At 59.7% G+C, this 22,984-nt stretch carries 20 protein-coding genes; 14 read left to right on the forward strand and 6 right to left on the reverse strand.

Annotation, left to right across the window (positions count from 1 at the left end; genetic code table 11):
* Nucleotides 1-457: 457 nt before the first annotated feature.
* Nucleotides 458-1,192: an SDR family NAD(P)-dependent oxidoreductase gene (locus ACZ3GY_RS15455; RefSeq protein ID WP_225838817.1), complete on the forward strand. Its 735-nt coding sequence runs from the start codon at nucleotides 458-460 to the stop codon at nucleotides 1,190-1,192.
* Nucleotides 1,193-1,240: 48 nt separating this feature from the next.
* Nucleotides 1,241-1,918, forward strand: coding sequence for a GntR family transcriptional regulator (locus ACZ3GY_RS15460; protein ID WP_463562102.1), 678 nt, complete (start codon nucleotides 1,241-1,243; stop codon nucleotides 1,916-1,918).
* Nucleotides 1,919-2,198: 280 nt separating this feature from the next.
* On the opposite strand, the gene ACZ3GY_RS15465 is transcribed toward ACZ3GY_RS15460, so the two are convergent.
* The 5 genes from ACZ3GY_RS15465 to kdgD (ACZ3GY_RS15485) all read right to left on the reverse strand — a co-directional run bounded on the left by ACZ3GY_RS15465 (nucleotide 2,199) and on the right by kdgD (ACZ3GY_RS15485) (nucleotide 8,887).
* A complete protein-coding gene (locus ACZ3GY_RS15465) occupies nucleotides 2,199-3,131 on the reverse strand; it encodes a 2-hydroxyacid dehydrogenase (protein ID WP_465910886.1) in 933 nt (310 codons plus the stop codon).
* Nucleotides 3,132-3,361: 230 nt separating this feature from the next.
* On the reverse strand, nucleotides 3,362-4,918 hold the full coding sequence (gene garD, locus ACZ3GY_RS15470; protein WP_465910887.1) for a galactarate dehydratase: 1,557 nt from the start codon (nucleotides 4,916-4,918) through the stop codon (nucleotides 3,362-3,364).
* Between the two features lie 77 nt (nucleotides 4,919-4,995).
* The gene (locus ACZ3GY_RS15475; RefSeq protein WP_465910888.1) at nucleotides 4,996-6,348 is read right to left on the reverse strand and encodes an MFS transporter; all 1,353 of its coding nucleotides are present in this window, start codon (nucleotides 6,346-6,348) and stop codon (nucleotides 4,996-4,998) included.
* Nucleotides 6,349-6,768: 420 nt separating this feature from the next.
* On the reverse strand, nucleotides 6,769-7,812 hold the full coding sequence (locus tag ACZ3GY_RS15480) for a LacI family DNA-binding transcriptional regulator (protein WP_465910889.1): 1,044 nt from the start codon (nucleotides 7,810-7,812) through the stop codon (nucleotides 6,769-6,771).
* A gap of 163 nt (nucleotides 7,813-7,975) precedes the next feature.
* Nucleotides 7,976-8,887 (reverse strand): 5-dehydro-4-deoxyglucarate dehydratase, encoded by a 912-nt coding sequence (kdgD, locus tag ACZ3GY_RS15485; RefSeq protein ID WP_463562107.1) that lies wholly within the window; start codon nucleotides 8,885-8,887, stop codon nucleotides 7,976-7,978.
* Between the two features lie 596 nt (nucleotides 8,888-9,483).
* Here kdgD (ACZ3GY_RS15485) and ACZ3GY_RS15490 point away from each other — a divergent pair.
* The 4 genes from ACZ3GY_RS15490 (at nucleotide 9,484) to ACZ3GY_RS15505 (ending at nucleotide 13,486) form a co-directional block, all read left to right on the forward strand.
* Nucleotides 9,484-10,452, forward strand: coding sequence for a tripartite tricarboxylate transporter substrate binding protein (locus ACZ3GY_RS15490; protein ID WP_465910890.1), 969 nt, complete (start codon nucleotides 9,484-9,486; stop codon nucleotides 10,450-10,452).
* Between the two features lie 63 nt (nucleotides 10,453-10,515).
* Nucleotides 10,516-11,016, forward strand: coding sequence for a tripartite tricarboxylate transporter TctB family protein (locus ACZ3GY_RS15495; protein ID WP_465910891.1), 501 nt, complete (start codon nucleotides 10,516-10,518; stop codon nucleotides 11,014-11,016).
* A 10-nt stretch (nucleotides 11,017-11,026) separates the two neighbouring features.
* Nucleotides 11,027-12,532: a tripartite tricarboxylate transporter permease gene (locus ACZ3GY_RS15500; RefSeq protein WP_465910893.1), complete on the forward strand. Its 1,506-nt coding sequence runs from the start codon at nucleotides 11,027-11,029 to the stop codon at nucleotides 12,530-12,532.
* Between the two features lie 15 nt (nucleotides 12,533-12,547).
* Entirely contained in the window at nucleotides 12,548-13,486 is a 939-nt protein-coding gene (locus ACZ3GY_RS15505) for a 2-hydroxyacid dehydrogenase (protein ID WP_465910894.1), read from the forward strand.
* 353 nt (nucleotides 13,487-13,839) lie between these two features.
* Here ACZ3GY_RS15505 and kdgD (ACZ3GY_RS15510) read toward each other — a convergent pair whose 3' ends face one another.
* Entirely contained in the window at nucleotides 13,840-14,751 is a 912-nt protein-coding gene (gene kdgD / locus ACZ3GY_RS15510; RefSeq protein ID WP_463562111.1) for a 5-dehydro-4-deoxyglucarate dehydratase, read from the reverse strand.
* A 335-nt stretch (nucleotides 14,752-15,086) separates the two neighbouring features.
* Between kdgD (ACZ3GY_RS15510) and ACZ3GY_RS15515 the strand changes: the two genes are divergently transcribed.
* The 8 genes from ACZ3GY_RS15515 (at nucleotide 15,087) to ACZ3GY_RS15550 (ending at nucleotide 22,909) form a co-directional block, all read left to right on the forward strand.
* Nucleotides 15,087-16,058: a TRAP transporter substrate-binding protein gene (locus ACZ3GY_RS15515; RefSeq protein WP_463562112.1), complete on the forward strand. Its 972-nt coding sequence runs from the start codon at nucleotides 15,087-15,089 to the stop codon at nucleotides 16,056-16,058.
* 64 nt (nucleotides 16,059-16,122) lie between these two features.
* Nucleotides 16,123-16,938, forward strand: a complete 816-nt coding sequence (locus tag ACZ3GY_RS15520) for an amidohydrolase family protein (protein ID WP_465910895.1) — start codon at nucleotides 16,123-16,125, stop codon at nucleotides 16,936-16,938.
* A gap of 16 nt (nucleotides 16,939-16,954) precedes the next feature.
* Nucleotides 16,955-17,947 carry an NAD(P)-dependent oxidoreductase gene (locus ACZ3GY_RS15525; RefSeq protein WP_465910896.1) on the forward strand — a complete coding sequence of 331 codons (993 nt, stop codon included), beginning with the start codon at nucleotides 16,955-16,957 and terminating at the stop codon, nucleotides 17,945-17,947.
* Nucleotides 17,948-18,225: 278 nt separating this feature from the next.
* A complete protein-coding gene (locus ACZ3GY_RS15530; RefSeq protein ID WP_465910897.1) occupies nucleotides 18,226-19,053 on the forward strand; it encodes an NAD-dependent epimerase/dehydratase family protein in 828 nt (275 codons plus the stop codon).
* A 37-nt stretch (nucleotides 19,054-19,090) separates the two neighbouring features.
* Nucleotides 19,091-19,984: an SMP-30/gluconolactonase/LRE family protein gene (locus ACZ3GY_RS15535; protein ID WP_463562116.1), complete on the forward strand. Its 894-nt coding sequence runs from the start codon at nucleotides 19,091-19,093 to the stop codon at nucleotides 19,982-19,984.
* Nucleotides 19,985-20,072: 88 nt separating this feature from the next.
* Nucleotides 20,073-21,041: a TRAP transporter substrate-binding protein gene (locus ACZ3GY_RS15540; protein WP_463562117.1), complete on the forward strand. Its 969-nt coding sequence runs from the start codon at nucleotides 20,073-20,075 to the stop codon at nucleotides 21,039-21,041.
* A gap of 60 nt (nucleotides 21,042-21,101) precedes the next feature.
* Nucleotides 21,102-21,629, forward strand: coding sequence for a TRAP transporter small permease (locus ACZ3GY_RS15545; protein WP_463562118.1), 528 nt, complete (start codon nucleotides 21,102-21,104; stop codon nucleotides 21,627-21,629).
* A complete protein-coding gene (locus tag ACZ3GY_RS15550) occupies nucleotides 21,629-22,909 on the forward strand; it encodes a TRAP transporter large permease (protein WP_463562119.1) in 1,281 nt (426 codons plus the stop codon). The genes ACZ3GY_RS15545 and ACZ3GY_RS15550 overlap by 1 nt, the downstream gene beginning before the upstream one ends.
* Nucleotides 22,910-22,984: the final 75 nt, after the last annotated feature.

Raw genomic sequence — 22,984 nt, forward strand, 5'->3', positions numbered from 1 at the left:
TCTGTTGCCGTTTCAGCACAAGCCGCGTTGCAGCGAGAAATCTCGCCAGGCGAGGCGGAGGACGCAGGGAATGGCATTCCCTTTTCAAGTCCTCCAACGACGCATGGCGAGATTTCCCGCGCAACCCAAAGGGCCGGGCCCGTTTTGCCGCGATACTGCGTTTCTCGCCGGCTCATTTGGCCAGCCAAACTTCGCGGCTCGCGCCTTGCCTCGCGGCAAAACGGGCTTCGGCGCGGCAGTGCTGAAATGACAACAGACCCTAAGCACCTGGGGGTGGAGCGGGAGCCTAGCGCTGGGAGGCTGACAACGTTCATCAGGCCATCTAATTGTTGTTATTGGCTTGCACGGCAGGGCCATTAAAACACCCAGAAAATTATGATGCATCATATTTTTAATTGAGCCATGATCCATCCAGGCAGTTGTGCCTGAGCACGCCTTCTATTCCGGGAGATACGCAATGAGCGATCAGAAAACGCTGCTGCTGACCGGCGCCAGCCGCGGCATCGGCCATGCCACGGTGAAGCATTTCAACGCGGCCGGTTGGCGGGTGTTCACCGCCTCGCGGCATGACTGGGTGGCTGAATGCCCGTGGGCGGAAGGCAAGCTCAACCATATCCACCTGGATCTGGAGGACATCGAGCACTTGGAGGAGAGCCTGCCGCTAATACGCGAAAAGCTTGGCGGGCGCCTGGATGCACTGGTCAACAATGCCGGCGTGTCGCCCAAGGGCGACGAAGGCCAGCGCCTCGGCGTGCTGGGCAGCGACTACGCGACCTGGATCCAGGTGTTCAACGTCAACCTGTTCTCCACGGCCCTGCTCGCCCGCGGCCTGTTCGAAGAGCTGAAGGCAGCCAAGGGCAGCATCATCAACGTCACCTCCATCGCCGGTTCACGGGTGCACCCATTCGCGGGCTCGGCCTACGCTGCGTCCAAGGCCGCCCTCTCCGCCCTGACCCGGGAGATGGCGCATGAGTTCGGCTGCCACGGCGTGCGGGTCAATGCCATCGCTCCCGGTGAGATCGACACCTCGATTCTGTCCTCGGGTACCGAGCTGATCGTCGAACGCGACATTCCCATGCATCGCCTGGGCAAACCCGAGGAGGTGGCGTCGCTGGTGCATTTTCTGTGTACCTCGGGCGCGGGTTACGTCAACGGCGCAGAAATTCACGTCAATGGCGGGCAGCACGTGTGACGTTCGCCGCGGTAGAATCCGCGCGCCCGCGCTCCGGAAGTCACTGCCATGAAGTACCCCATCGATGGTCTCAGCCATGCCTACCTGGGCAGTGGCGTTTATGCATTGCTGCGCGAGGCGCTGATCACCGGTCGCTTTCGGCCTGACGATCGCTTGCGCATCCGCGACCTGGCCGAGCAGCTAGGCACCAGCGTCACACCGGTGCGCGACGCCATTCTGCAACTGGCCAAGGAAAAGGCCCTGGTTCTCAAAACGCCGCGAGATATTCGCGTGCCGGTACTGAGCCAGGAGCAGTACGCCGAGATCCGCAGCATCCGTCTGGCGCTTGAAGGTCTGGCGGCGGAAACCGCAGCCGGCAAGGTGACAGCCGAGCAACTGCAGATGCTCGAAAGCAATATTCGCGACAACCTGCAAGCCGTGCACAGCGGTGAACTGGTCGCTGCGCTGAAGCTCAATCAGGCTTTTCATTTTGCCCTGGCCGATATTGCCGGCATGCCGCTGCTGCGCGACGTGCTCGATAGCCTGTGGATGCGTACCGGCCCACTGATCGCCCTGGCCTACGGCGACTTCAACGAACGCATGGCCATCGAACATCATTGGGAAGTGTTGCGCGCCTTGGAAAAAGGCGACGGCGCTGCGGCGCGCCAGGCGATCTGCACCGATATTCTCGATGGCAATCAGAAGATGATGGAATTCATCGCCAGGCGCGAGACCACGCTGGTCTGAGAACAGAGTTACCAACTTTATGCGGTAGTTCGGCGCTACTGGCCACAGAGATACCTGCCCTGGCCAAGACTGTGGGAGCGCGCCATGCGCGCGAAATCACGGGCATCGACTGGGCGTCCCCACTCATTCCCACAGGCGGTGTGCTAACAGGATCGTGAACAGGTTCTGAAGAGACCGGTGCGCTTGTGGCGCACCGGGTGACGCTCAAGGGTAAGAACCGCGGTCAGGCTTGTGGCCCGGCGCGTATAAGCGAGGCCGCCGAGGCGACCCGCCTATTCGGTCAGAGCGCAGTGACCAGCTCACCACGCTCGATAAAGGCATCGAGATTATCGAACACCAGGTTCTCCATGGCCAGCCGGGTTTCCTCGGTGGCGCTGCCAACGTGGGGTAACAGCACCACGTTGGGCATCTCGAACAGTACTTCGGGCACTCGCGGCTCATCTTCGAACACGTCCAGCCCTGCACCGCCAAGAGTACCGGCCTGCAATGCAGCGACCAGCGCCTGCTCATCTATCACGCTGCCCCGGGCGATATTCACGACGATACCTTGCGGCCCAAGCGCCTCGAGCACCGCGGCATCGATCAGGTGATGGGTCGACGCCCCACCCGGACAGGCCAGCACCAGAAAATCGGCCCAGCCTGCCAGCGCTTTGAGATCGGCCTCGTAGCCATAGTCGGTGGTCGGATCGGGACGGCGATTGTGGTAGCGAATGTCCATGTCGAAACCGGCAGCACGCTTGGCGATGTCCTTGCCGATCCGGCCAAAGCCGACGATGCCCAGCTTCTTGCCACTGACCTTGCGGGTCAGCGGGTACTGGCCCTTGAGCCATTTGCCCTGCCGCACATGCTGATCGGAAGCGGAGAACTGCCGTGCGGTGTCGATGAGCAGACCGATGGCCGTGTCGGCGACACATTCGTTGAGTACGTCCGGCGTGGTGCTGATCGGGATGCCCCGCGCTTTCGCCTCATCGACGGCAATCGAATCGTAGCCGACACCGAAACTGCAGATGGCCCGCAGGTTGGGCATTTGCGCCAGTTGCTCGGCCGAGCAACCGTAGCGAGCCGAGGTGACCACGATGTCGATATCGGCACCGTGCTCGGCGAGAAAATCCTTGGGCTGTTCCCATAGACGGGTCAGCTGATAGTCGCGCTGCAGACGCTCGTTGAAGCGACTCGGGAAACGACCGACCTGAAGCACGTTGGGGCGACTCATGCAGCTCTCCTCTGATTCTGGCTGAGAAGCAGATGATACCTGCCACTGCGCAAGCGAAAGCAACGCGGCAGTGATCATCGCGCTATAAAACGAACCGACCTCAAGTCTTGCGAGCTAGAGCCCTGCAAGGCAAAAAGAGGCGAGGAAGCGGAGTGTACTTTTGTACATGAGCATTCCGAGCCTGTTTTTAACGCCGCAGGGCCGACGCGCAGCTGACTTTAGGCTGGTTCTCAGGTCACTGGAGCCGGATTGAAAAGCACCAAGTCGTTGTGCAGGCGATGCTTCTCCGCCCAGGTCTGCTTCCTGCCGCTGGCGACGTCCAGATAGAGCTGGAAAATGTGCCAGCCCATCTCATCGAGGGTCATGCGCCCTGAAGTGATCTGCCCGGCATCGACGTCGATCAGATCCGGCCAGCGCTCCGCCAGTTGCGTGCGTGTGGCCACCTTGATCACCGGCACCATGGACAGGCCGTAAGGCGTGCCGCGACCGGTGGTGAAGATGTGCAGGTTCATGCCGGCCGCCAATTGCAGCGTGCCGCAGATGAAATCGCTGGCCGGGGTGGCGCAGAAGTACAGACCTTTGCCACGAATCCGCTCGCCCGGCGAAACCACGCCGACGATGGGGCTGTTGCCCGATTTGGCGATGGAGCCCATGGCCTTTTCGACGATGTTGTTCAGGCCGCCCTTCTTGTTACCTGGCGTGGTGTTGGCACTGCGATCGGCCATGCCGCGTTCCAGGTAACGGTCGTACCAGTCCATCTCGCGGATCAGCGCATCGGCCACTTCGGTGGTCGAGGCGCGCGGAGTCAGCAGGTGGATGCCGTCACGCACTTCGGTGTTTTCCGAGAACATCACAGTGGCGCCAGCGCGCACCAGCAGATCCGAGGCTACGCCCAGCGCCGGGTTGGCGGTGATGCCGGAAAACGCGTCGCTACCGCCACACTGCATGCCGACCACCAGCTCGGAAGCCGGTACGGTTTCGCGACGACGCTGATCGAGCACCTTCAGGCGCGCCTCGATCATCGCCATGATTTCTTCGACCATACCGACGAAGCCGGTGCTGGAGTCCTGCAGGCGGAACAGCCACTCCTCCTCCTCCATACCGTTGGTCAACTGGTCGCCATCCATCAACTGGTTGGCCTGCAGTTTTTCGCAACCCAGGCTGATCACCAGCGCCTGGCCGCCGAGGTTGGGATTGCGGCTGATGTTGTAGAGGGTGCGGATGGGCACCACGGCGTCCGGTGCATTGATCGCCACGCCACAGCCGTAGCTGTGCGACAGCGCCACCACGTCGTCGACGTTAGGGTATTTGGGAAGGATTTCCTTACGTACGCGGTCGACGCAATGGTCGAGCACCCCGACCACACACTGCACCGTGGTGGTTACGCCCAGGATGTTGCGCGTGCCGACGGTGCCGTCCGGGTTACGGAAGCCTTCGAATGTGTAGCCTTCCAGCGGCGCCGGCGCAGGCGCCTTGAGCGTCGCCTTGGGCAGGTTGTCCAGCACTGGCGGTTCGGGCATGCGCAGCACCGCCTCGGTCACCCAGGTGCCGGCAGCGATAGGTTTCAGGGCATAGCCGATCACCTCACCGTAACGCACCACGTTGCCACCTTCGGGAATCGCCACCAGCGATACCTTGTGGCTTTGCGGTATGCCCTCCAGCGCCTCCAGGCCATCGGCGAAACGGCCACCGGCTGCCACACCCTGCTCGTTGACCACGACGCCGACGTTGTCGTCGGCGTGCAGGCGGATGTAACGCGGGGAGTCCAGATGTTGAATGAGTTCCATGAGGCTAATCCTTTTCTTGTTGTCTTAAACACGTTCAAGACCTCACCTAGCGTTGCCAGGCAAGGCCATGAGCGGAGTCAGGTTGTCAGCGAGGGCGACGCCTGATCATTGATCGCCAGGCCGTTTTCATCCCTCAACACCACGCGCTGGATACGCCCGACGATGAACAGGTAACTGAATACCGCCACCAGTGCGTTGGCGCCGACGTACACCAGCGCCCATTTGAACGAGCCGGTGGCACTGATGATGTAACCAATAACGATCGGGGTGGTGATCGACGCGATATTGCCGAAGGTGTTGAACAACCCACCGGACAGGCCGGCGATCTGCTTGGGCGAAGTATCCGATACCACGGCCCAGCCAAGGGCGCCGAGACCTTTACCAAAGAATGCAAGGGTCATGAAACCGACGACCATCCACTCGGCCGACACGTAGTTGCACAGCACCATGCTGGTCGATAGCAGCAACCCGAAGATGATCGGCAGCTTGCGCGCCAGGGTCAGGCTGTAGCCGCGACGCAGCAGCCAGTCGGAGATCACCCCACCGAGCACACCACCAAAGAACCCCATGATGGCCGGCAAGGAAGCGATGAAGCCAGCCTTGAGAATGGTCATACCGCGCTCCTGCACCAGGTACACGGGGAACCAGGTGAGGAAGAAATAGGTGATGCCATTGATGCAGTACTGGCCCAGGTAGACACCGACCATCATGCGATTGGTCAGCAGTTGGGCGATGTAATTCCACTTCGGCCCGCCCCCACTCTTCGCCTGATCCATGTCGACCAGACCACCGTTGCTGGCGATGTGCTCGACTTCAGCAGCACTGATGCGCGGGTGTTCCTTGGGGTTGTAGATGGTCTTCATCCATACACCGGCAAACATGATGCCCAGCACACCCATGACCACGAATACGTGCTCCCAGCCGTAGGTGTAGACGATCCAGCCCATCAACGGCGCGAACAGTGCAGTGGCGAAATACTGCGCCGAGTTGAAGATCGCCGATGCCGTGCCCCGTTCCGCCGTTGGGAACCAGGCAGCGACGATGCGCGCGTTCCCCGGGAACGACGGTGCTTCGGCAAAGCCGACCATGAAACGCAGCACGAACAGTGTCACCACGGCCCAGGCCACCGGCATCATGCCGACGAACCCCTGCAACAGGGTGAACAGCGACCAGATGAAGATGCCGGCGGCATACACGCGCTTGGAGCCGAAGCGGTCAAGCAGCCAACCGCCTGGAATTTGACCGATCACGTAGGCCCAGCCGAACGCCGAGAATACATAGCCGAGGGTTACCGCATCGATGCCCAGATCCTTCTGCATACTGGAGCCCGCGATCGCAATGGTCGCTCGGTCCGCGTAGTTGATCGTCGTCACCAGAAACAGCATCAGCAGTATCAGGTAACGGACGTGGGTCTTCTTAGCGTCTCCCATGGAGATTTCACCTCAAGCGTTATTTTTATTACTGAACGGTTGCCAACAAGCACGTGCGGACGCGCCAGCCGCCCGCGGGCGGAATCAACGAAGTTTTGAAAAAGCGGTGCCTGGGCTGCTATCCCGTGGCAGCAGCCGTCATGAAACCCGGGCTGGGTCTCAAGACAATTGGCGCAGAGGCGCGCCGGTGGACATTGCCCGCTGCGGAGCATGGAGAAGGTGTGCGGATACTGATGTTCACGGTTTTATTATCCTTATTGGCTGACGGCGCCCCCCGCTCAGTGACCGGCAACTCTATGATTGCGCAATCAAACCAGCAGATAACAAGGCACCACGCAGTTCGCTACAGAGCCGACTTTACTATGATTGCGCAATCATTCAAGCAATTTCTTGTTACGTTGTCAGTTGTCTGATGAGAGGTTAGGTGGTGGCGCGATCGACCAGCGTGAAACCGGTGTCGAGGCGTATCGGTTGCTGCTCGGTGTCGTCGCGAAAACGCTGAAGAAGCGCGCTGGCGACCAGCTTGCCCATGCGCGCGCCGTCGACATTCACCGTCGACAAAGACGGGTGAAAATGAGCGGCGCTGGACAGGTCGCCAAAGCCCATCACCGCCAACTGACCGGGAATTTCGATGCCCTGACACGCCGCTTCGGCCAATATGCCCTGGGCCACGGTGTCCGAACTGCAGACGATCACCTGCGGTTCATGCCCCGCGTCGAGCAACTGGCGCAGCCCTTCCCGGCCACTCTGCATGGTGGCAGGCGCCGCCAGAACGGACATGGGCACTTCATCGATACCCAGCGTGTTGAGTTGCGCGACAACGCTGCTGCTACGCCGGAGGGCTCGGACGTCATCGACCGAGACGATGGCGAAACGGCGATAGCCCTTGTGATACAGATGATTGGCAATCGCCTGGCCAACCTTTTCGTGGGAGAACCCTACCTGCATGTCGATGGGCAACGCGCCCAAGTCCCAGGCCTCGACCACAGGAATACCGGCGGCCTGCAAGCGCAAGCGGCTTTCCTCGGTGTGCAGCGTGCCGGTCAGCACGATGCCGTCAGGCCGGCGGCCCAGTACCGCGCCAAGCAGGCGCTCTTCCTGCTCGGCGGAATAGCCGGTGAGGCCGATCATGGTCTGGTAGCCAGCGGCAGTCAGATGATCCATCAACGACTGAACCGTCTCGGCGAAGATCGAGTGAGCGATGGTCGGCACGAAGATGGCAATCAGGCGGCTCTTGTTCGAGGCCAGGCCGCCGGCCAGCATGTTCGGCACGTAGCCGGTCACCCGCACGGCTTCGAGCACTTTCTTGCGGGCATCCTCGCTGACCACCTCGGGCCGGTGCAGCGCCCGCGATACGGTGATCGGCGAAACGCCAGCCACCTTGGCCACATCGATCAGGGTAACGCTCGCGCCCTTGTTGGACGGGGCAAGAGAAGATGAGGAGCGAGAGGATTTCTTTGCCATGAAGGGCCGCAGACTGTGCAAGTGAAGCCGCATCTTAACCAGCGGATCGGACGGCAACTAGCGGCAAGCGTACATAGCACTGTAATCGGCTATTGCTCCCTAGAAACCAAAAAGCCCGGGCAATAGCGCCCGGGCTTTCAACACCTCAGCGAGGTGGTCGTACTTACTGCGGGCCTTGCTTCTTGATCAGTGCAGCCAACTGCTCGTACTCGGCCGGCAGCAGGTCGGTCAGCGGCGCGCGAACCGGACCTGCGTCGTAACCGGAGATTTTCGCGCCGGCCTTGACGATGCTGACCCCGTAACCGGCTGTCAGGTTGCGGATATCCAGGTACGGCAGGAAGAAGTCATCGATGATCTTGCCAACGGTGGCGTGGTCTTCACGGGCGATCGCGCTGTAGAAGTCCATCGCGGTTTTCGGAATGAAGTTGAACACCGCAGACGAGTAAACCGGTACGCCCAGTGCTTTGTAAGCAGCGGCATAGACTTCAGCAGTCGGCAGGCCGCCCAGGTAGGTGAGACGATCACCCAGACGACGGCGAATCGAGACCATCAGTTCGATGTCACCCAGGCCATCCTTGTAACCGATCAGGTTCGGGCAGCGCTCGGCCAGTTGCTCCAGCAGCGGAGCGGTCAGGCGGCAGACGTTACGGTTGTAGACCACCACACCGATCTTCACCGACTTGCACACTTGCTCGACGTGCGCAGCAACACCTTCCTGCGAGGCCTCGGTCAGGTAATGCGGCAGCAGCAGCAGACCTTTGGCGCCCAGGCGCTCGGCTTCCTGTGCGTACTGGATGGCCTGGCGAGTGGAACCACCTACGCCAGCGAGGATTGGCACGCTACCGGAGCAGGTGTCGACGGCAGTTTTGATAATCGACGAGTACTCGTCGGCCGCCAGAGAGAAGAACTCACCGGTACCGCCAGCGGCGAACAGCGCGGTGGCGCCGTACGGGGCCAGCCACTCGAGGCGACGAACGTAGCCTGCCGGGTTGAATTCACCAGCGGCATCGAAGTCGGTCAGCGGGAAAGACAGCAGGCCGGAGGAGAGGACGGTTTTTAATTCTTGTGGAGTCATTCTTCTTACACCTTGGATGAGGACATGAAGGCCGTTACCGGCAACTGAAGTCATACGTTATCGTACAACTATAAAAATTCCAAGTCCCCGGAAGCATTTTCCTGCTAATTGCCCCGTTTCAGGGCAATAACCGTAAAGTCCAACGAAATGTCCAAAAAACAGGAAAAACCTCGGTAAATCTCCAATTACATTGGAAATTTCATCCTTTAGATTGGCGAAAAGTCGCTTTCTGGCGAAAAAATGTTCCTTCAGCTGGCATGCCAAAGAACATCTGCAGCCAACCAGTCGTACGACAACACCAGCCAGAGAGCCGTTACGAAACGACAATGACAAAGGTGCGCGACATGACGACACCCATACCTAACGCCTACAGCATCGCCCTCCGTTACGCCGAATCGCGATGCTCCGCACGCAGCGTCTGTCCCACCACGACGCCTTCCCCGATCAACAACATGCAATCGCTCGCGAACTAGAACGCGGCTCTCCAGCTGTTCGATCACGTACCACACCGCTCCGGTGGCCCCATCGGCTCGAATCGCTGGAGCCACTCGGCTTGCGCCCCCTTCGCGACACAATAACAAGAGAAGGAAATACCCATGCGAACCACCTCCCTACGCACCGCCATAAGCTTGCTGGCCGCCCTCACCTTCAGCACGGGCGCGGGACTCGCCCAGGCTGACGATAGTTACCCGGCCAAGACCATCCAAATCGTGGTGCCCGTATCACCGGGTGGCGACACCGATACCAACGCCCGCTTATTCAACAAATACCTGGAGAAAGAGCTGGGCCAATCGCTGGTCGTCGTCAACGTCGACGGTGGCGGTGGCACCATCGGTATGCGCCGCGTCATGTCGGCGAAGAAGGACGGTTACACCGCGATGTTCTTCCACGGCGAAGCCATGGTTCCCAAGCTCGCCGGGATTGTAGATGTCGGTATCGATTCGCTGGAAATGGTCGCCATCGCCCTGCTGGACAACACTACCGTGCTGGCGACCCACAAGGACGCGCCCTTCAAGACCATGCCCGAGCTGGTCGAGTACGCCAAAGCCAACCCCCGCAAGGTCGATTTCGGCATGCTCACCGGCGGTTATCCGCACCTGGTGGGGATTGCTGCGCAACAGCAATTGGGCATCGACATGAACCTGGTCGACGTCGGCGGTAACTCGGCGAAAATCGTTGCCCTGCGCGGGCACAAGGTCAACCTGATCAACGTTCAGTACGGCATCGCCAAGGACTATTTCAGCTCCGGCGACTTCATCAACCTGGGCCTGCTGTCCCCTGAACGCAACCCACTGATGCCTGATGTCGCGACCACTGGCGAAGCGGGCTTCCCCATGGAGTTCAACAAGTTCTTCTTCTTCGCCATGCCCAAAGGCACTCCTCAGCCAATCGTCGAGACGTTTTCTGCGGCGGTGAAACGCGTCGTGGAGAACCCCGAGTATCAGCAAGACGCGAAGAAGTTCTTCCTCACGCCCACCTACATGGCACCGGCTGCTGCGACTGATTATGCGCAAAAGCAGTACAGCTACTTCCAGCAGTTCCAGAAGCTGTTCACCGGGCAGTAACAAGTGCCAGGTCGCCCCGACGCGTTCAAGTACCGGGGCGACCGTCGTGACGAGGAAAAGACAATGCATGTAGCGAAACGATTAGCCAGCCCGGATCTGCTGACCGGGATTTTCTTCCTGGCCCTCAGCGCCCTGCTGTTCTGGGCCTGCATGAACATCAGGGAATTTGCCGCCATCGGTGTCGGCTCGGCGTTCGTGCCGCGCCTCACCGCGGCACTGCTGTTGGTCGTGGGCGTGATACTGATCATCGATGGCTGGCGCCAAAAATCCGCGCCAGACGCCCCGAGCGCAGACCAGCCAAGCACACCGACGCCCATGTTCGTAGGCTTGCCCGCCGTTGCAGCGAGCGCGGTCATCATGGGTATCTACCTGGCGTTGCTGGAGCCTCTGGGCTTTCTGCCGGCGTCCGCGCTGTATGGCTTTTTGCAGATGCTGATCCTGGCCAAGGACGCCAAGCGCACCTACCTGAAGTTCGCGGTCATCGCCCTGCTGCCGGCCGCCTGCTTCTACTACCTGTTCGTCAACGTATTCGATATCAGCCTGCCCGCTGGAATTCTGGGCTGAGGAGCAACACATGCTTATAGAAGGCATTCTTTCCGTACTCAATATGCAAACGCTGCTATTGATTACCGGCGGCACCCTGCTGGGTATCGTCATCGGCGCCATCCCTGGTTTGACGGTGACCATGGGCGTTGCGCTGTTTCTTCCGGTCACGTTCGCCATGTCCCCTGTGGATGGCCTTTCGCTGCTCATGGGCCTGTATATCGGCGGCACATCGGGTGGACTGATTTCAGCGATCTTGCTGAAGATTCCCGGCACGCCCGCCTCGATCGCCACCACCTTCGACGGCCACCCCATGGCCTCGCGAGGTCAGGCCGGTAAAGCCTTGTCGGTGTCGATCATCTGTTCATTCCTGGGCGGTATCTTCAGCCTCGCCGTACTGTTCTTCGTCGCACCCAAGCTGGCTGAAGTAGCGCTGCAGTTCGGCCCCTATGAATACTTCGCTATTGCGCTGTTCTCGCTGACCCTGGTCGCGGGCCTCAGCGGTGGTTCGCTGGCGCGCGGCCTGGGTGCTGCCGCCGTTGGCCTGGTGATCTCCTTCATTGGCATGGCGCCCATCACTGCATTCCCGCGGTTCACCTTCAATTGGGCGGAGCTCGATGGCGGTATCGCCCTGCTCCCGGCACTCATCGGTCTGTTCGCCGTTTCCCAGGTGCTGGAAGAGGCGGAGTCGCGAGACAGCAGCAAGCCTCCGGCAGCGGCCAACTACAACCTGCGCCAGATGGGTTTTTCCGTACGCGCCGGCTTCAGCCATTTCGGCAACTGGTTGCGCTCTTCGTTAATCGGCACGGGCATCGGCATACTCCCCGGCCTGGGTGGCTCGGTGTGCAACCTGCTGGCGTATGGCGCCGCGAAAAAATACTCCAAGCACCCAGAGAAATTTGGCACAGGCATCACTGATGGGCTGGTTGCCAGCGAGTCGTCCAACAACGCCTCTACAGGCGGTGCGCTGGTGCCGTTGATGACGCTCGGGATTCCCGGCGACAACACCGCAGCGATCCTGCTGGCCGGTTTCATGATTCACGGCATCACCCCGGGCCCGATGTTGTTCGAAACCCAGGGGCTGCTGGTGTATGGGATTTTCACCGCGCTGGTGATCGCTAACCTGGTGATGGTGGTGGGCCTGTTCAGCTTCATGCGCGGCTTTGTGCGCCTGTTGTCGGTGCCCAAGCACATCCTCCTGCCGCTGATCATGATGCTCTGCGTGATCGGCGCCTATGGCATCAACAATCGTCTGTTCGATGTCGGCTGCATGCTGCTTTTCGGGCTGATTGGCTGGCTGATGAAAAAGGCCTCGATTCCCGTCACGCCCCTGCTGCTCGGCTTCATTCTGGGGCCAATCATCGAGGTCAACCTGCGCCGCGGCCTGATGAGCAGCCAAGGCGATCTGCTGCCCTTTATCACCGAACCGATTTCCGGAGTTGTACTCCTGGCCGCCCTGATCGTGGTGCTCGTGACCGCGTACAAAGAGTTTGCCAAATCGCGTCCCCCTCAAGCACGCCCATTCACTGACGTCTGATCAGAGGAGCAAGCGATGACTGCTGAAGTTCTACAACTCTGCCCACTCTCACCCACGCTCGATACTGCATTGGCGAGCGACTTCCTGATTCACCGCCTGTGGGAGCAGGCGGATGCGCTGCGCTACCTTGAGGAACATGGCCAGCGCATTAGCGGTATCGCCACCGCCGCCCCGACTGGAGTACCCGAGTCGATCATGGCGGCTCTGCCTGATCTTAAAGTGATCTCCTGCCGAGGCGTCGGCCTCGACAAAATCGACCTGCCCAGTGCACAGCAGCGTGGCATACAGGTGGCCGGAACCTTCGGCACCCTGAGCGATTGTGTCGCGGACATGGCCTTCGCCCTGCTGCTCGATTGCGCACGGCAACTCAGCGCAGCCGATCGTTACGTGCGTGCCGGCCAATGGCCGCAAGCCCGCTACCCGTTGACGACACGGCTGAGCGGCAAGCGCCTGGGCATTGTCGGCCTCGGTCAGATCGGCCGCCTGGTGGCCAAACGAGCCAGCGGCTTCGACATGCAGATCGCCTACACCAACCGTAAACGGATCGACGATCTGGATTATCGATTCGAAGCGCAGCTCGTGGAGCTCGCGCGCTGGAGCGATTTTCTGGTGATCACCGTGGCGGGCGGCGCCGAGACCCGTCACCTGATCGATGCGCAGGTACTCCAAGCGCTTGGTTCGAAGGGCTTTGTGATCAACGTTGCCCGTGGTTCAGTCATTGATGAAGCGGCTCTGGTCGAGGCCTTGGCGCAGGGCACCATTGCCGGTGCCGGGCTCGATGTATTCGAGCATGAGCCGGATGTGCCCCAGGTATTGCTGACACTCGACAACGTCGTCTTGGCGCCGCATATGGGCAGCGGCACGCGAGAGACTCGCGAGGCCATGGAAGACCTCGTGCTGGAAAATTTGCGTGCGTTCTACACCAAAGGCCAGGTACAGACGCCAGCGTTCTGACCCTCGATGCTGCCAAGCTGCAGCCGCGCTATCCGGGACTGCATAGGCATCGATAACTAACCGCAGCGCCGATCATTGAACACTCACCGTCTTCGACGGACGCGTTTACACCCTCCGCCAGTCGAAAAGGGAGTAGATGTCGACGCATTGATTGGTCATGTTCGGCTAACCCCCTGACGGGAGACGCGAGCACCGAAAAATGCAATACAAACACGCACACCCGAAGGGCGGCATGCAGCGAGAAAGGAAGCATTGCGTACCCTGTTTGCTTTTTACAGGGCATTGAAAGAAACAACACCCGCTTGCTGCCGCAAAAGGGCAGCAAGCGGGTTTAAAGCATTGTCAAAGAAGGCTTACTGCGGGCCTTGAGCCTTGATCAGCGCTTCCAGCATCTGGTATTCGTTGGGCAGCAGGTCGGTCAGCGGCGCGCGAACCGGGCCTGCATCGTAGCCGGAGATCTTCGCGCCTGCCTTGACGATGCTCACGGCATAACCGGACTTGCGATTGCGGATGTCCAGGTACGGCAGGAAGAAGTCGTCGATGATCTTGGCGACGGTGGCGTGATCGTCCTTGGCAATGGCGTGGTAGAAGTCCATCGCGGTTTTCGGGATGAAGTTGAACACCGCCGACGAGTAGACCGGTACGCCCAGTGCCTTGTAGGCAGCGGCATAGACTTCAGCGGTCGGCAGGCCGCCCAGGTAGCTGAAACGATCGCCGAGACGACGACGGATCGACACCATCAGCTCGATATCGCCCAGACCGTCCTTGTAACCGATCAGGTTCGGGCAGCGCTCGGCCAGTTGCTCGAGCAGCGGAGCGGTCAGGCGGCAGACGTTACGGTTGTAGACGACTACGCCAATCTTCACCGATTTGCAGACCTGCTCAACGTGCGCGGCAACGCCTTCCTGCGACGCTTCGGTCAGGTAGTGCGGCAGCAGCAGCAGGCCTTTGGCACCCAGGCGCTCGGCTTCCTGCGCGTACTGGATAGCCTGGCGAGTGGAACCGCCTACACCAGCGAGAATTGGCACGCTGCCGGCGCAAGTGTCGACGGCAGTCTTGATGACAGACGAGTACTCGTCGGCAGCCAGGGAGAAGAATTCACCAGTACCGCCAGCGGCGAACAGAGCGGTAGCGCCGTACGGGGCCAGCCACTCAAGGCGACGTACATAGCCTTCTGGGTTGAATTCGCCTTGGGCATCGAAATCGGTCAGCGGGAAAGACAGCAGACCGGAGGAGAGGACAGTTTTTAATTCTTGTGGGGTCATTCTTCGAACACCTGTAAAGCGAGCTGAAATGGAGGGCAGCCTCGGCTGCTAGAGATACGTTATCGTACGACAAAAATGAAAGCGAATACTTTCTCCTGAACAACGCCGACCCACTCATGAGGCTTCGCAGAAGCCGGCCCCACGTTGTTGACAAGCTCAGAATTGGCTGAGCAAACTCCGTCATATGACGACCTACAACACGACAGGTACGCCACGCGTTAACGCCCCTTTCCCATTAACCCAAGGCACATGCCGCTCTCCTGCTAGAACCTGCGCTCATTTTGCTGAACACATCGTCATCCAGTTCCCTGACAACAACAAGAAAGGACATGACCATGAAACTCAGACGCACCCTGCTGTCGACCGCACTTCCCCTTGCCTTGCTGCTCCCCTCCCTGGCAAGCGCGATGACCTTGCAAGTTGCCGATACGCAACCCAAGGGCTACCCAGCCATTACAGCCATTGAGCATATGGGGGAAAAGCTCAGCGCCGCGACCAACGGTGAAATCACCATGAAGGTATTCGCCGGCGGCGTACTGGGCGGAGAAAAAGAAGCCATCGAACAGACCCAGATCAACGCCATCCAACTGACGCGTGTCTCCCTGGGTGTTGTGGGCCCTGTGGTACCGGACGTGAACGTCTTCAACATGCCCTTCGTGTTCCGCGACAGCGCACACATGCGTAAGGTCATCGATGGCGAAATCGGCCAAGAGATTCTCGACAAAATCACCAATTCCCAGTTCGAACTGGTTGGCCTGGCATGGATGGACGCCGGCTCGCGCAATTTCTACAGCAAATCTCCCGTCCGCTCGCTCGCCGACCTGAAAGGCAAGAAGATGCGCATGATGGAAAACCCACTGTTTCTCGACACCATGAATGCCCTAGGCGGCAGCGGCATTGCCATGGGCACCGGGGAAACCTTCAGCGCCTTGCAGGCAGGCGTGATCGATGGCGCCGAGAACAATCCTGCGGTCATGCTCGCGCAGAACCACCAACAGGTGGCCAAGTACTTCAGTGAAACCAGCCACCTGATAATTCCCGAACCCTTGGTGATGTCGAAGAAGGCCTGGGAAGCGCTCAGTGCCGAGCAGCAAGCGCTGGTGAAGAAGTTCGCCCGAGAGGCTCAGATCGAGCAACGCGCCCTCTGGGACAAGCAAGTGGCAGAAAGCGAAGAGAAGCTGAAGGCTGCGGGGGTCGAGTTCATCCAGGTGGATCGCAAGCCGTTCTATGACGCCACGGCAGCCGTCCGCGAGAAATACGGCGCACCTTACGCCGAGCTGATCGAGCGTATCGAAGCCGTTCAGTAAACCGGGCATCCGCTGCGGCCACTCGCCGCGGCGGGTCACTGCAGCACAGCAAGAGCCAAAGCCGATGACTCTCCCCATGGACATGATCTGTGATTGCCACGCGCATATTTTCGGTGATCACAGCCGTTACCCGCTGGCAAGCGGGGCTGACTACCGACCGCCTACCGCCACCGCAGACGACTACCAGGCGCTGCTCAACAGCCTGGGTGTAGAACGCTGCGTACTGGTGCAGCCGAGCGTATACGGCACCGATAACCGTTGCATGCTCGATGCGCTCACCCAGCTTGGCCCCAAGGCGCGAGGCGTGGCTGTCATCGCCCGCGATACGCCACTCGAACAGCTACACGTCATGCACCAACTTGGCGTTCGCGGCGTACGCCTCAATACCCTTGCCGCCAATGGCCCCACACTGGAACAGCTTGCCGATGTCGAAGAGCAGATCAGCAGCCTGCAATGGCACCTGCAACTGCTCCTGAAGCCTGAAGCCCTGCCCAGCGCACTCGAGCACATCGAGCGCCTTGACGGCCCGGTGGTACTGGATCACTTCGCATCCTGTTCACCCACGACGGATGCGGGCACCCTCGACGCGCTATTCGACCTGGCGAAACGCAAGAAAAATCTGTGGATAAAGCTCTCAGCACCTTATCTGTTCAGCGATTGCTCCGCGTCCGCGCTGGGCCATTATCAAGCCTTCACCGAACGCGCGGCAGCGCTCATACCCGATCGCCTGTTATGGGCAACCGATTGGCCACATACCGCCCGCGACGATACCAGCCTCAGCACATATCAACTCCAGCAATTGCTTTTCGGTTGGCTCGCAAGTCACGAGATGCGAGAGAAAGTTGCCGTGCACAACCCGGCAGAACTTTACGGCTACTGAACCAGGGAGACCGCTAATGGCAAGAATTCTGCTCACCTACCCGCCGTCCAGCGTGAAGATGTGGTACGGCGAAAAAGCCATGAGCGAACTGGCGGAGCTCGGCGAGTTGGTGCTGAGTTCAAAAGAGGGGGTACTGAGCGAGAACGAATTGATCGAACTGGCCAACACCTGTGACCTGATCATCTCCGACAAACCGACCGCCGGGACAGAACGACTGTTTCGCGAAGTACCAAGCTTGCTGGCCTACATACGCTGTGCCATGGACACCAAGAGCATCGATATCGATGCCGCCTCCCGGCACGGCGTACTGGTCACCCAGGCCGGGCCGGGTTTCACTAATGCGGTCAGCGAATGGATCGTCGCCCAGATGATCAACCTCGCACGCCGGCTGCCACATTACTTCAGCGCGTATCAGCATGGCCAAATCCCCGCGCAGCACATGGGCCGCCAGTTAGCCGGTGCAACGGTCGGGATCATTGGCTTTGGCAATATCGCTATCGCCCTTGCACCGGTTCTCCAGGCGCTGGGCATGCAGATCCTTGCCTATGACCCTTACCTGACCAGCAGCCCGGAGGGTATCGAATGCGTTGGTCTCGACACCTTGCTTGAGCGCTCCGATCAGGTGATTTGCCTGGCGCGCTACAGCAAGGAAACTGACAACCTGGCCAACGCGGATTTCTTCGCAAAGATGAAGCCTGGTGCGTTTTTCATCAACGCCTCCCGTGGCGGCCTGGTCGACGAAGCGGCCCTCAGTGAAGCGTTGAGCAATGGTCATCTGGCGGGTGCAGCTGTTGACGTAGGGCGGGGCCATGATGATCACCCCACCACAACCCTGGCCCAACACAGTGAGGTCATTGCCACACCGCACATTGGCGGCATGGTGCCGGAAGCGATTACCTACCAAGTGCAGAGAACCGTGCAGCAGGCACGTGCGATTCTTGCCGGCCGCTTCCCTGAAGGCGCATTGAACCCTGAAACGGCCAGACGCCTGATCGCGCGCATGCGCTGACCCAGCGACTCACGAGCGTCGCATCCAGACGCCAAGTTGTCTGACAACCTAGACTTAAGAAGGAGCACGCAATCAATTTGCCAGCAGCGCTGCAAAAACCTGCACAAGCCGCTCTACATCAGGCCAAACAGCCTCATAGAGCGCCTCGATCACACGATATCGTAGTTTTGTGACCGCGTTGACAAACGAATAGATGGATGCCGATAATCCAACCCATGTCATACGACAACAGATGACAATCTCTAAATAACAACAAGCAGAGAACAGGCCTCCCGCCCATGACTACGACTTCCAACGCCCAAGTACCCTTCAATCGTCTGCTGCTCACTGGCGCAGCTGGCGGGCTGGGCAAGGTACTGCGCGAACGTCTGCAGCCCCTGACCAAGATCCTGCGTCTCTCGGACATCGTCGAAATGGCGCCGGCCGAAGGTGAGCACATCGAGGTGCAGCTCTGCGATCTGGCCGACAAGCAGGCCGTTCATCAGCTCGTTGAAGGTGTCGATGCGATCCTGCACTTTGGCGGGGTGTCGGTTGAACGTCCATTCGAGGAAATCCTCGGCCCGAACATCAGCGGCGTTTTCCACATCTACGAAGCCGCACGTCGCCATGGCGTCAAACGTGTGATCTTCGCCAGCTCCAACCATGTCATAGGTTTCCACAAGCAGACCGACACCATCGACGCCAACGCCCCGCGCCGTCCCGATGGTTACTACGGACTGTCGAAGTCCTACGGCGAGGACATGGCCAGCTTCTACTTCGATCGCTACGGTATCGAAACCGTCAGCATCCGCATCGGTTCCTCGTTCACCGAGCCGCTCAACCGCCGCATGATGAGCACCTGGCTGAGCTACGACGACCTGGTGCAACTGATCGAACTTGGCCTCACCACGCCGAATGTCGGCCACACCGTGGTTTACGGCGCGTCGGCGAACAAGACCGTGTGGTGGGACAACAGCAAGGCCGCTCACCTGGGCTACGCGCCCAAGGACAACTCCGAAGTATTCCGCGACAAGGTCGAGACCCAGCCAGCAGTGGCGGCAGACGATCCCAACGCTCTCTACCATGGCGGCGCATTCACGGCAGCCGGCCCGTTCGGCGACAACTGATACCTCGCATACTCGATAACAATAAAAGAGGTCGGACATGCCCAAGCAAGCCGAACTGATTCTCGATGCCCGCAACAGCGTGGGCGAAAGCCCGGTGTGGAGCGTGCAGGATCAGGCCCTTTACTGGACCGACATCCCCAACAAGCGCCTGTACCGCTGGAACCTGGCCGACGCCACCACACAAAGCTGGGAAGCCGACGAGATGCTCGCCTGCATCGCCCGGAGCGCTGACGGCAGCTGGATAGCTGGCATGGAAAGCGGCATCTTCCAGCTAAGCGCCGGTGACGATGGTCGGCTGACCGGCGAACGCCTGGTCGAAGTCAGCCATGCTCGCGAAGGCATGCGCTTCAACGATGGTCGTTGTGATCGTCAGGGCCGTTTCTGGGCAGGCAGCATGCTTCTGGACATGGCGGCAGGCGCCAACGTCGGCGCGTTGTATCGCTATGATGGTACGGGGCAAAGCACCCTCCCGGTGTTGCTCGATGACCTGATCGTTCCCAATGGCCTGGGCTTCAGCCCGGACGGCCGCACCATGTACCTGTCCGACTCGCACCCGTCGGCGCAGCTCATCTGGGCATTCGATTACGACATCGACAGCGGTACGCCGCACAACCGTCGCCTGTTCGTCGACATGAACGACTACCCCGGCCGCCCTGATGGCGCCGCAGTGGATGCCGATGGCTGCTACTGGATCTGCGGCAACGATGCCGGCCTGATTCACCGTTTCACGCCAGCTGGTCGCCTTGATCGCTCGCTGGAAGTGCCGGTGAAGAAGCCGACCATGTGCGCCTTTGGAGGCCCCAACCTCGATACCCTGTACGTCACTTCGATTCGCCCGGGCGGCAACCTGGACGATCAACCTCTGGCCGGTGGTGTTTTTGCGCTGCAGCCAGACGTTAGTGGCCTTGAAGAAACACCGTTGCGATTCTAATTTCCAACATCCGAGGAACCCGCACACGAAACGGGTCACCCCGGAGCTTCAATCCTGCACGCATACAACAACAAAACGGAGCTTCACAATGAACCTCAAACGCAAGTTTCTCCTCGCTGCACTTCCTCTGGCGCTTGGCCTGTCTAGCGTAGCCAACGCTCTTGAAATCAAGTTCGCCGAAGTCCATCCGGCCGGTTACCCGACCGTGGTCGCCGAAGAGAACATGGGCAAGAAACTGACCGCTAGCGATAGCGATATCACCTTCAAGATGTTCGCCGGTGGCGTGCTCGGCTCCGAGAAGGAAGTGGTTGAACAGGTGCAGATCGGCGCTGTACAGATGACTCGCGTCAGTCTGGGTATCGTCGGCCCGGTAGTACCGGATGTAAACGTGTTCAACATGCCGTTTGTGTTCCGTGACCAAGCCCACATGCGCAAAATCATCGATGGCGAAATCGGTCAGGAAATCCTCGACAAGATCACCAATTCCGAATTCAACCTGGTCGCCCTGGCCTGGATGGACGGCGGTACCCGTAACCTTTACACCAAGAAACCAGTACGCAAGATTGAAGACCTGAAGGGTATGAAGATCCGCGTACAAGGCAACCCGCTGTTCATCGACATGATGAGCGCCATGGGTGCCAACGGTATTGCCATGGATACCGGTGAAATCTTCAGCGCCCTGCAATCGGGCGTGATTGACGGTGCAGAAAACAACCCGCCAACCATGCTTGAGCACAACCACTTCCAGAACGCCAAGTACTACACCCTGACTGGCCACTTGATCCTGCCTGAGCCAATCGTCATGTCCAAGGCAACCTGGAACAAGCTGACGCCAGAACAGCAAGCCCTCGTGACCAAGGTCGCCAAGGAAGCCCAGCTGGAAGAGCGCCAACTGTGGGACGCCAAGTCCGCGGCCAGCGAAGAGAAGCTCAAGGCCGCCGGTGTTGAATTCATCACTGTCGACAAAAAGCCCTTCTATGATGCGACCGCCCCGGTACGTGCCAAATACGGCGCGCCGTATGCTGACCTGATGAAGCGCATTTCCGAAGTCCAGTAATCCCCCTCGCGAATGCGTGGTGCCGACATGCTGTCGGCACCACGCCACCGGTGAAGTCTCATGAAAAACCTGGTTCTAGGCGTCAATGACGCCATTTACCGTGCCTGTATCCTGACTGCCAGCCTGGCAATCGTGATCATGGCTACGATCATCCCCTGGGGCGTCTTCAGCCGTTACGTGCTGGGTCAAGGACTGGGCTGGCCCGAGCCCATCGCCGTGTTGCTAATGGCAATATTCACCTTCGTCGGTGCTGCTGCTGGCTTCCGCGCAGGTGCTCACATGGCTGTGACTTCACTAACCGATCGGCTGCCGGCAAACCTGGAATCGCTGATCACCCTGTTCGTTCGCCTGACCATGGGTGCCGTTGCCCTGTTCATGCTGATTTGGGGCTACAAATTGTGCGTGGCGACCTGGAACCAGTACCTGAGCACCTTGCCATCGGTTCGCGTGGGCATCAGCTACATGCCAATTCCAGTGGGCGGCTTTATCACGTTGCTGTTCGTTATTGAGCAACTGCTCTACGGCGATCAAAGCAAACGCCGCGTCGTTGATTTCGAAGCGGTCGAAGACTCCAAGGAGGCTGTGTAATGGATGCCGCCATTCTCGTAGGCAGTTTCATCGCACTGATCCTGCTACGCGTTCCCGTTGCTTATTCGCTCGGCATCTCGGCTCTGATTGGCGCCTGGTGGATCGATATCCCACTGCATGCCGTAATGATCCAAATCGCTGGTGGCGTGGGCAAATTTTCACTGCTAGCCATTCCCTTCTTCGTTTTGGCCGGTGCGATCATGGCTGAAGGTGGCATGGCTCGTCGCCTGGTCGCCTTTGCCGGCGTACTGGTTGGTTTCGTGCGCGGCGGTCTGTCACTGGTCAACATTACCGCGTCGACATTCTTCGGTGCCATTTCCGGCTCCTCGCTGGCCGATACCGCGTCGGTGGGCTCGGTGCTGATTCCTGAAATGGAGAAGAAGGGCTACCCACGTGAGTTCGCCACTGCCGTGACCGTTGCCGGTTCGGTGCAGGCGCTGCTCACTCCGCCCAGCCACAACTCGGTGATCTACTCGCTCGCCGCTGGCGGTACGGTGTCCATTGCCGCGCTGTTCATGGCCGGCATTGGTCCAGGCCTGCTGATGAGCGCCACCATGGCGGCGCTGTGCCTGTGGTTCGCCAAGAAGCGTAACTACCCGAAAGGTGAAGTGATCCCGCTGCGTCAGGCGATCAAGATCTGCGTCGAAGCCCTGTGGGGTCTGATGACCATGGTCATCATCCTTGGCGGCATCCTCTCTGGCGTGTTTACCGCCACCGAGTCGGCTGCCGTAGCGGTGATCTGGGCATTCTTCGTGACCATGTTCATCTATCGCGACTACAAGTGGCGTGAGGTGCCGAAGATGCTGCATCGCACCGTACGCACGCTGTCGATCGTGATGATCCTGATCGCCTTCGCCGCCGCGTTCGGCTACATCATGACCTTGATGCAAATTCCATCGAAGATCACCACCGCGTTCCTGGCCTTCTCGGACAACCGCTACGTGATCCTGATGTGCGTCAACTTCATGCTGCTGGTTCTGGGCACGCTGATGGACATGGCGCCGCTGATCCTGATCCTCACCCCGATCCTGCTGCCGGTGGTGACCTCGTTCGGCGTCGACCCGGTACACTTCGGCATGATCATGCTGGTCAACCTGGGTATCGGGCTGATCACACCGCCAGTGGGCGCGGTGCTGTTCGTCGGTGCGGCGATCGGCAAAGTGACCATCGAGAACACCGTGAAGGCTCTGCTGCCGTTCTACGCGGCTCTGTTCATGGTGCTGATGGCCGTGACCTATATCCCGGCAATCTCGCTGTGGCTGCCTAGCGTCGTACTCTGATACTGCTACACCCGCGGCGGGTCGCGTGTATAACGCGACCCGCCGTTTTTTTTAGCGAGGCAGAACGGTCACCAA

The organism is Pseudomonas sp. PME37.24/006 (assembly GCF_055556635.1).

Bases quoted from the DNA above. Each gene is read 5' to 3' on its own strand.
- ACZ3GY_RS15525 (WP_465910896.1), top strand. From the start codon at position 16,955: ATGGCAAGAATTCTGCTCACCTACCCGCCGTCCAGCGTGAAGATGTGG.
- ACZ3GY_RS15495 (WP_465910891.1), top strand. From the start codon at position 10,516: ATGCATGTAGCGAAACGATTAGCCAGCCCGGATCTGCTGACCGGGATT.
- ACZ3GY_RS15490 (WP_465910890.1), top strand. From the start codon at position 9,484: ATGCGAACCACCTCCCTACGCACCGCCATAAGCTTGCTGGCCGCCCTC.
- ACZ3GY_RS15545 (WP_463562118.1), top strand. From the start codon at position 21,102: ATGAAAAACCTGGTTCTAGGCGTCAATGACGCCATTTACCGTGCCTGT.
- ACZ3GY_RS15500 (WP_465910893.1), top strand. From the start codon at position 11,027: ATGCTTATAGAAGGCATTCTTTCCGTACTCAATATGCAAACGCTGCTA.
- ACZ3GY_RS15535 (WP_463562116.1), top strand. From the start codon at position 19,091: ATGCCCAAGCAAGCCGAACTGATTCTCGATGCCCGCAACAGCGTGGGC.
- kdgD (WP_463562111.1), bottom strand. From the start codon at position 14,751: ATGACCCCACAAGAATTAAAAACTGTCCTCTCCTCCGGTCTGCTGTCT.
- ACZ3GY_RS15480 (WP_465910889.1), bottom strand. From the start codon at position 7,812: ATGGCAAAGAAATCCTCTCGCTCCTCATCTTCTCTTGCCCCGTCCAAC.
- ACZ3GY_RS15530 (WP_465910897.1), top strand. From the start codon at position 18,226: ATGACTACGACTTCCAACGCCCAAGTACCCTTCAATCGTCTGCTGCTC.
- kdgD (WP_463562107.1), bottom strand. From the start codon at position 8,887: ATGACTCCACAAGAATTAAAAACCGTCCTCTCCTCCGGCCTGCTGTCT.
- ACZ3GY_RS15460 (WP_463562102.1), top strand. From the start codon at position 1,241: ATGAAGTACCCCATCGATGGTCTCAGCCATGCCTACCTGGGCAGTGGC.
- ACZ3GY_RS15475 (WP_465910888.1), bottom strand. From the start codon at position 6,348: ATGGGAGACGCTAAGAAGACCCACGTCCGTTACCTGATACTGCTGATG.
- ACZ3GY_RS15505 (WP_465910894.1), top strand. From the start codon at position 12,548: ATGACTGCTGAAGTTCTACAACTCTGCCCACTCTCACCCACGCTCGAT.
- ACZ3GY_RS15465 (WP_465910886.1), bottom strand. From the start codon at position 3,131: ATGAGTCGCCCCAACGTGCTTCAGGTCGGTCGTTTCCCGAGTCGCTTC.
- ACZ3GY_RS15455 (WP_225838817.1), top strand. From the start codon at position 458: ATGAGCGATCAGAAAACGCTGCTGCTGACCGGCGCCAGCCGCGGCATC.
- garD (WP_465910887.1), bottom strand. From the start codon at position 4,918: ATGGAACTCATTCAACATCTGGACTCCCCGCGTTACATCCGCCTGCAC.
- ACZ3GY_RS15550 (WP_463562119.1), top strand. From the start codon at position 21,629: ATGGATGCCGCCATTCTCGTAGGCAGTTTCATCGCACTGATCCTGCTA.
- ACZ3GY_RS15515 (WP_463562112.1), top strand. From the start codon at position 15,087: ATGAAACTCAGACGCACCCTGCTGTCGACCGCACTTCCCCTTGCCTTG.
- ACZ3GY_RS15520 (WP_465910895.1), top strand. From the start codon at position 16,123: ATGACTCTCCCCATGGACATGATCTGTGATTGCCACGCGCATATTTTC.
- ACZ3GY_RS15540 (WP_463562117.1), top strand. From the start codon at position 20,073: ATGAACCTCAAACGCAAGTTTCTCCTCGCTGCACTTCCTCTGGCGCTT.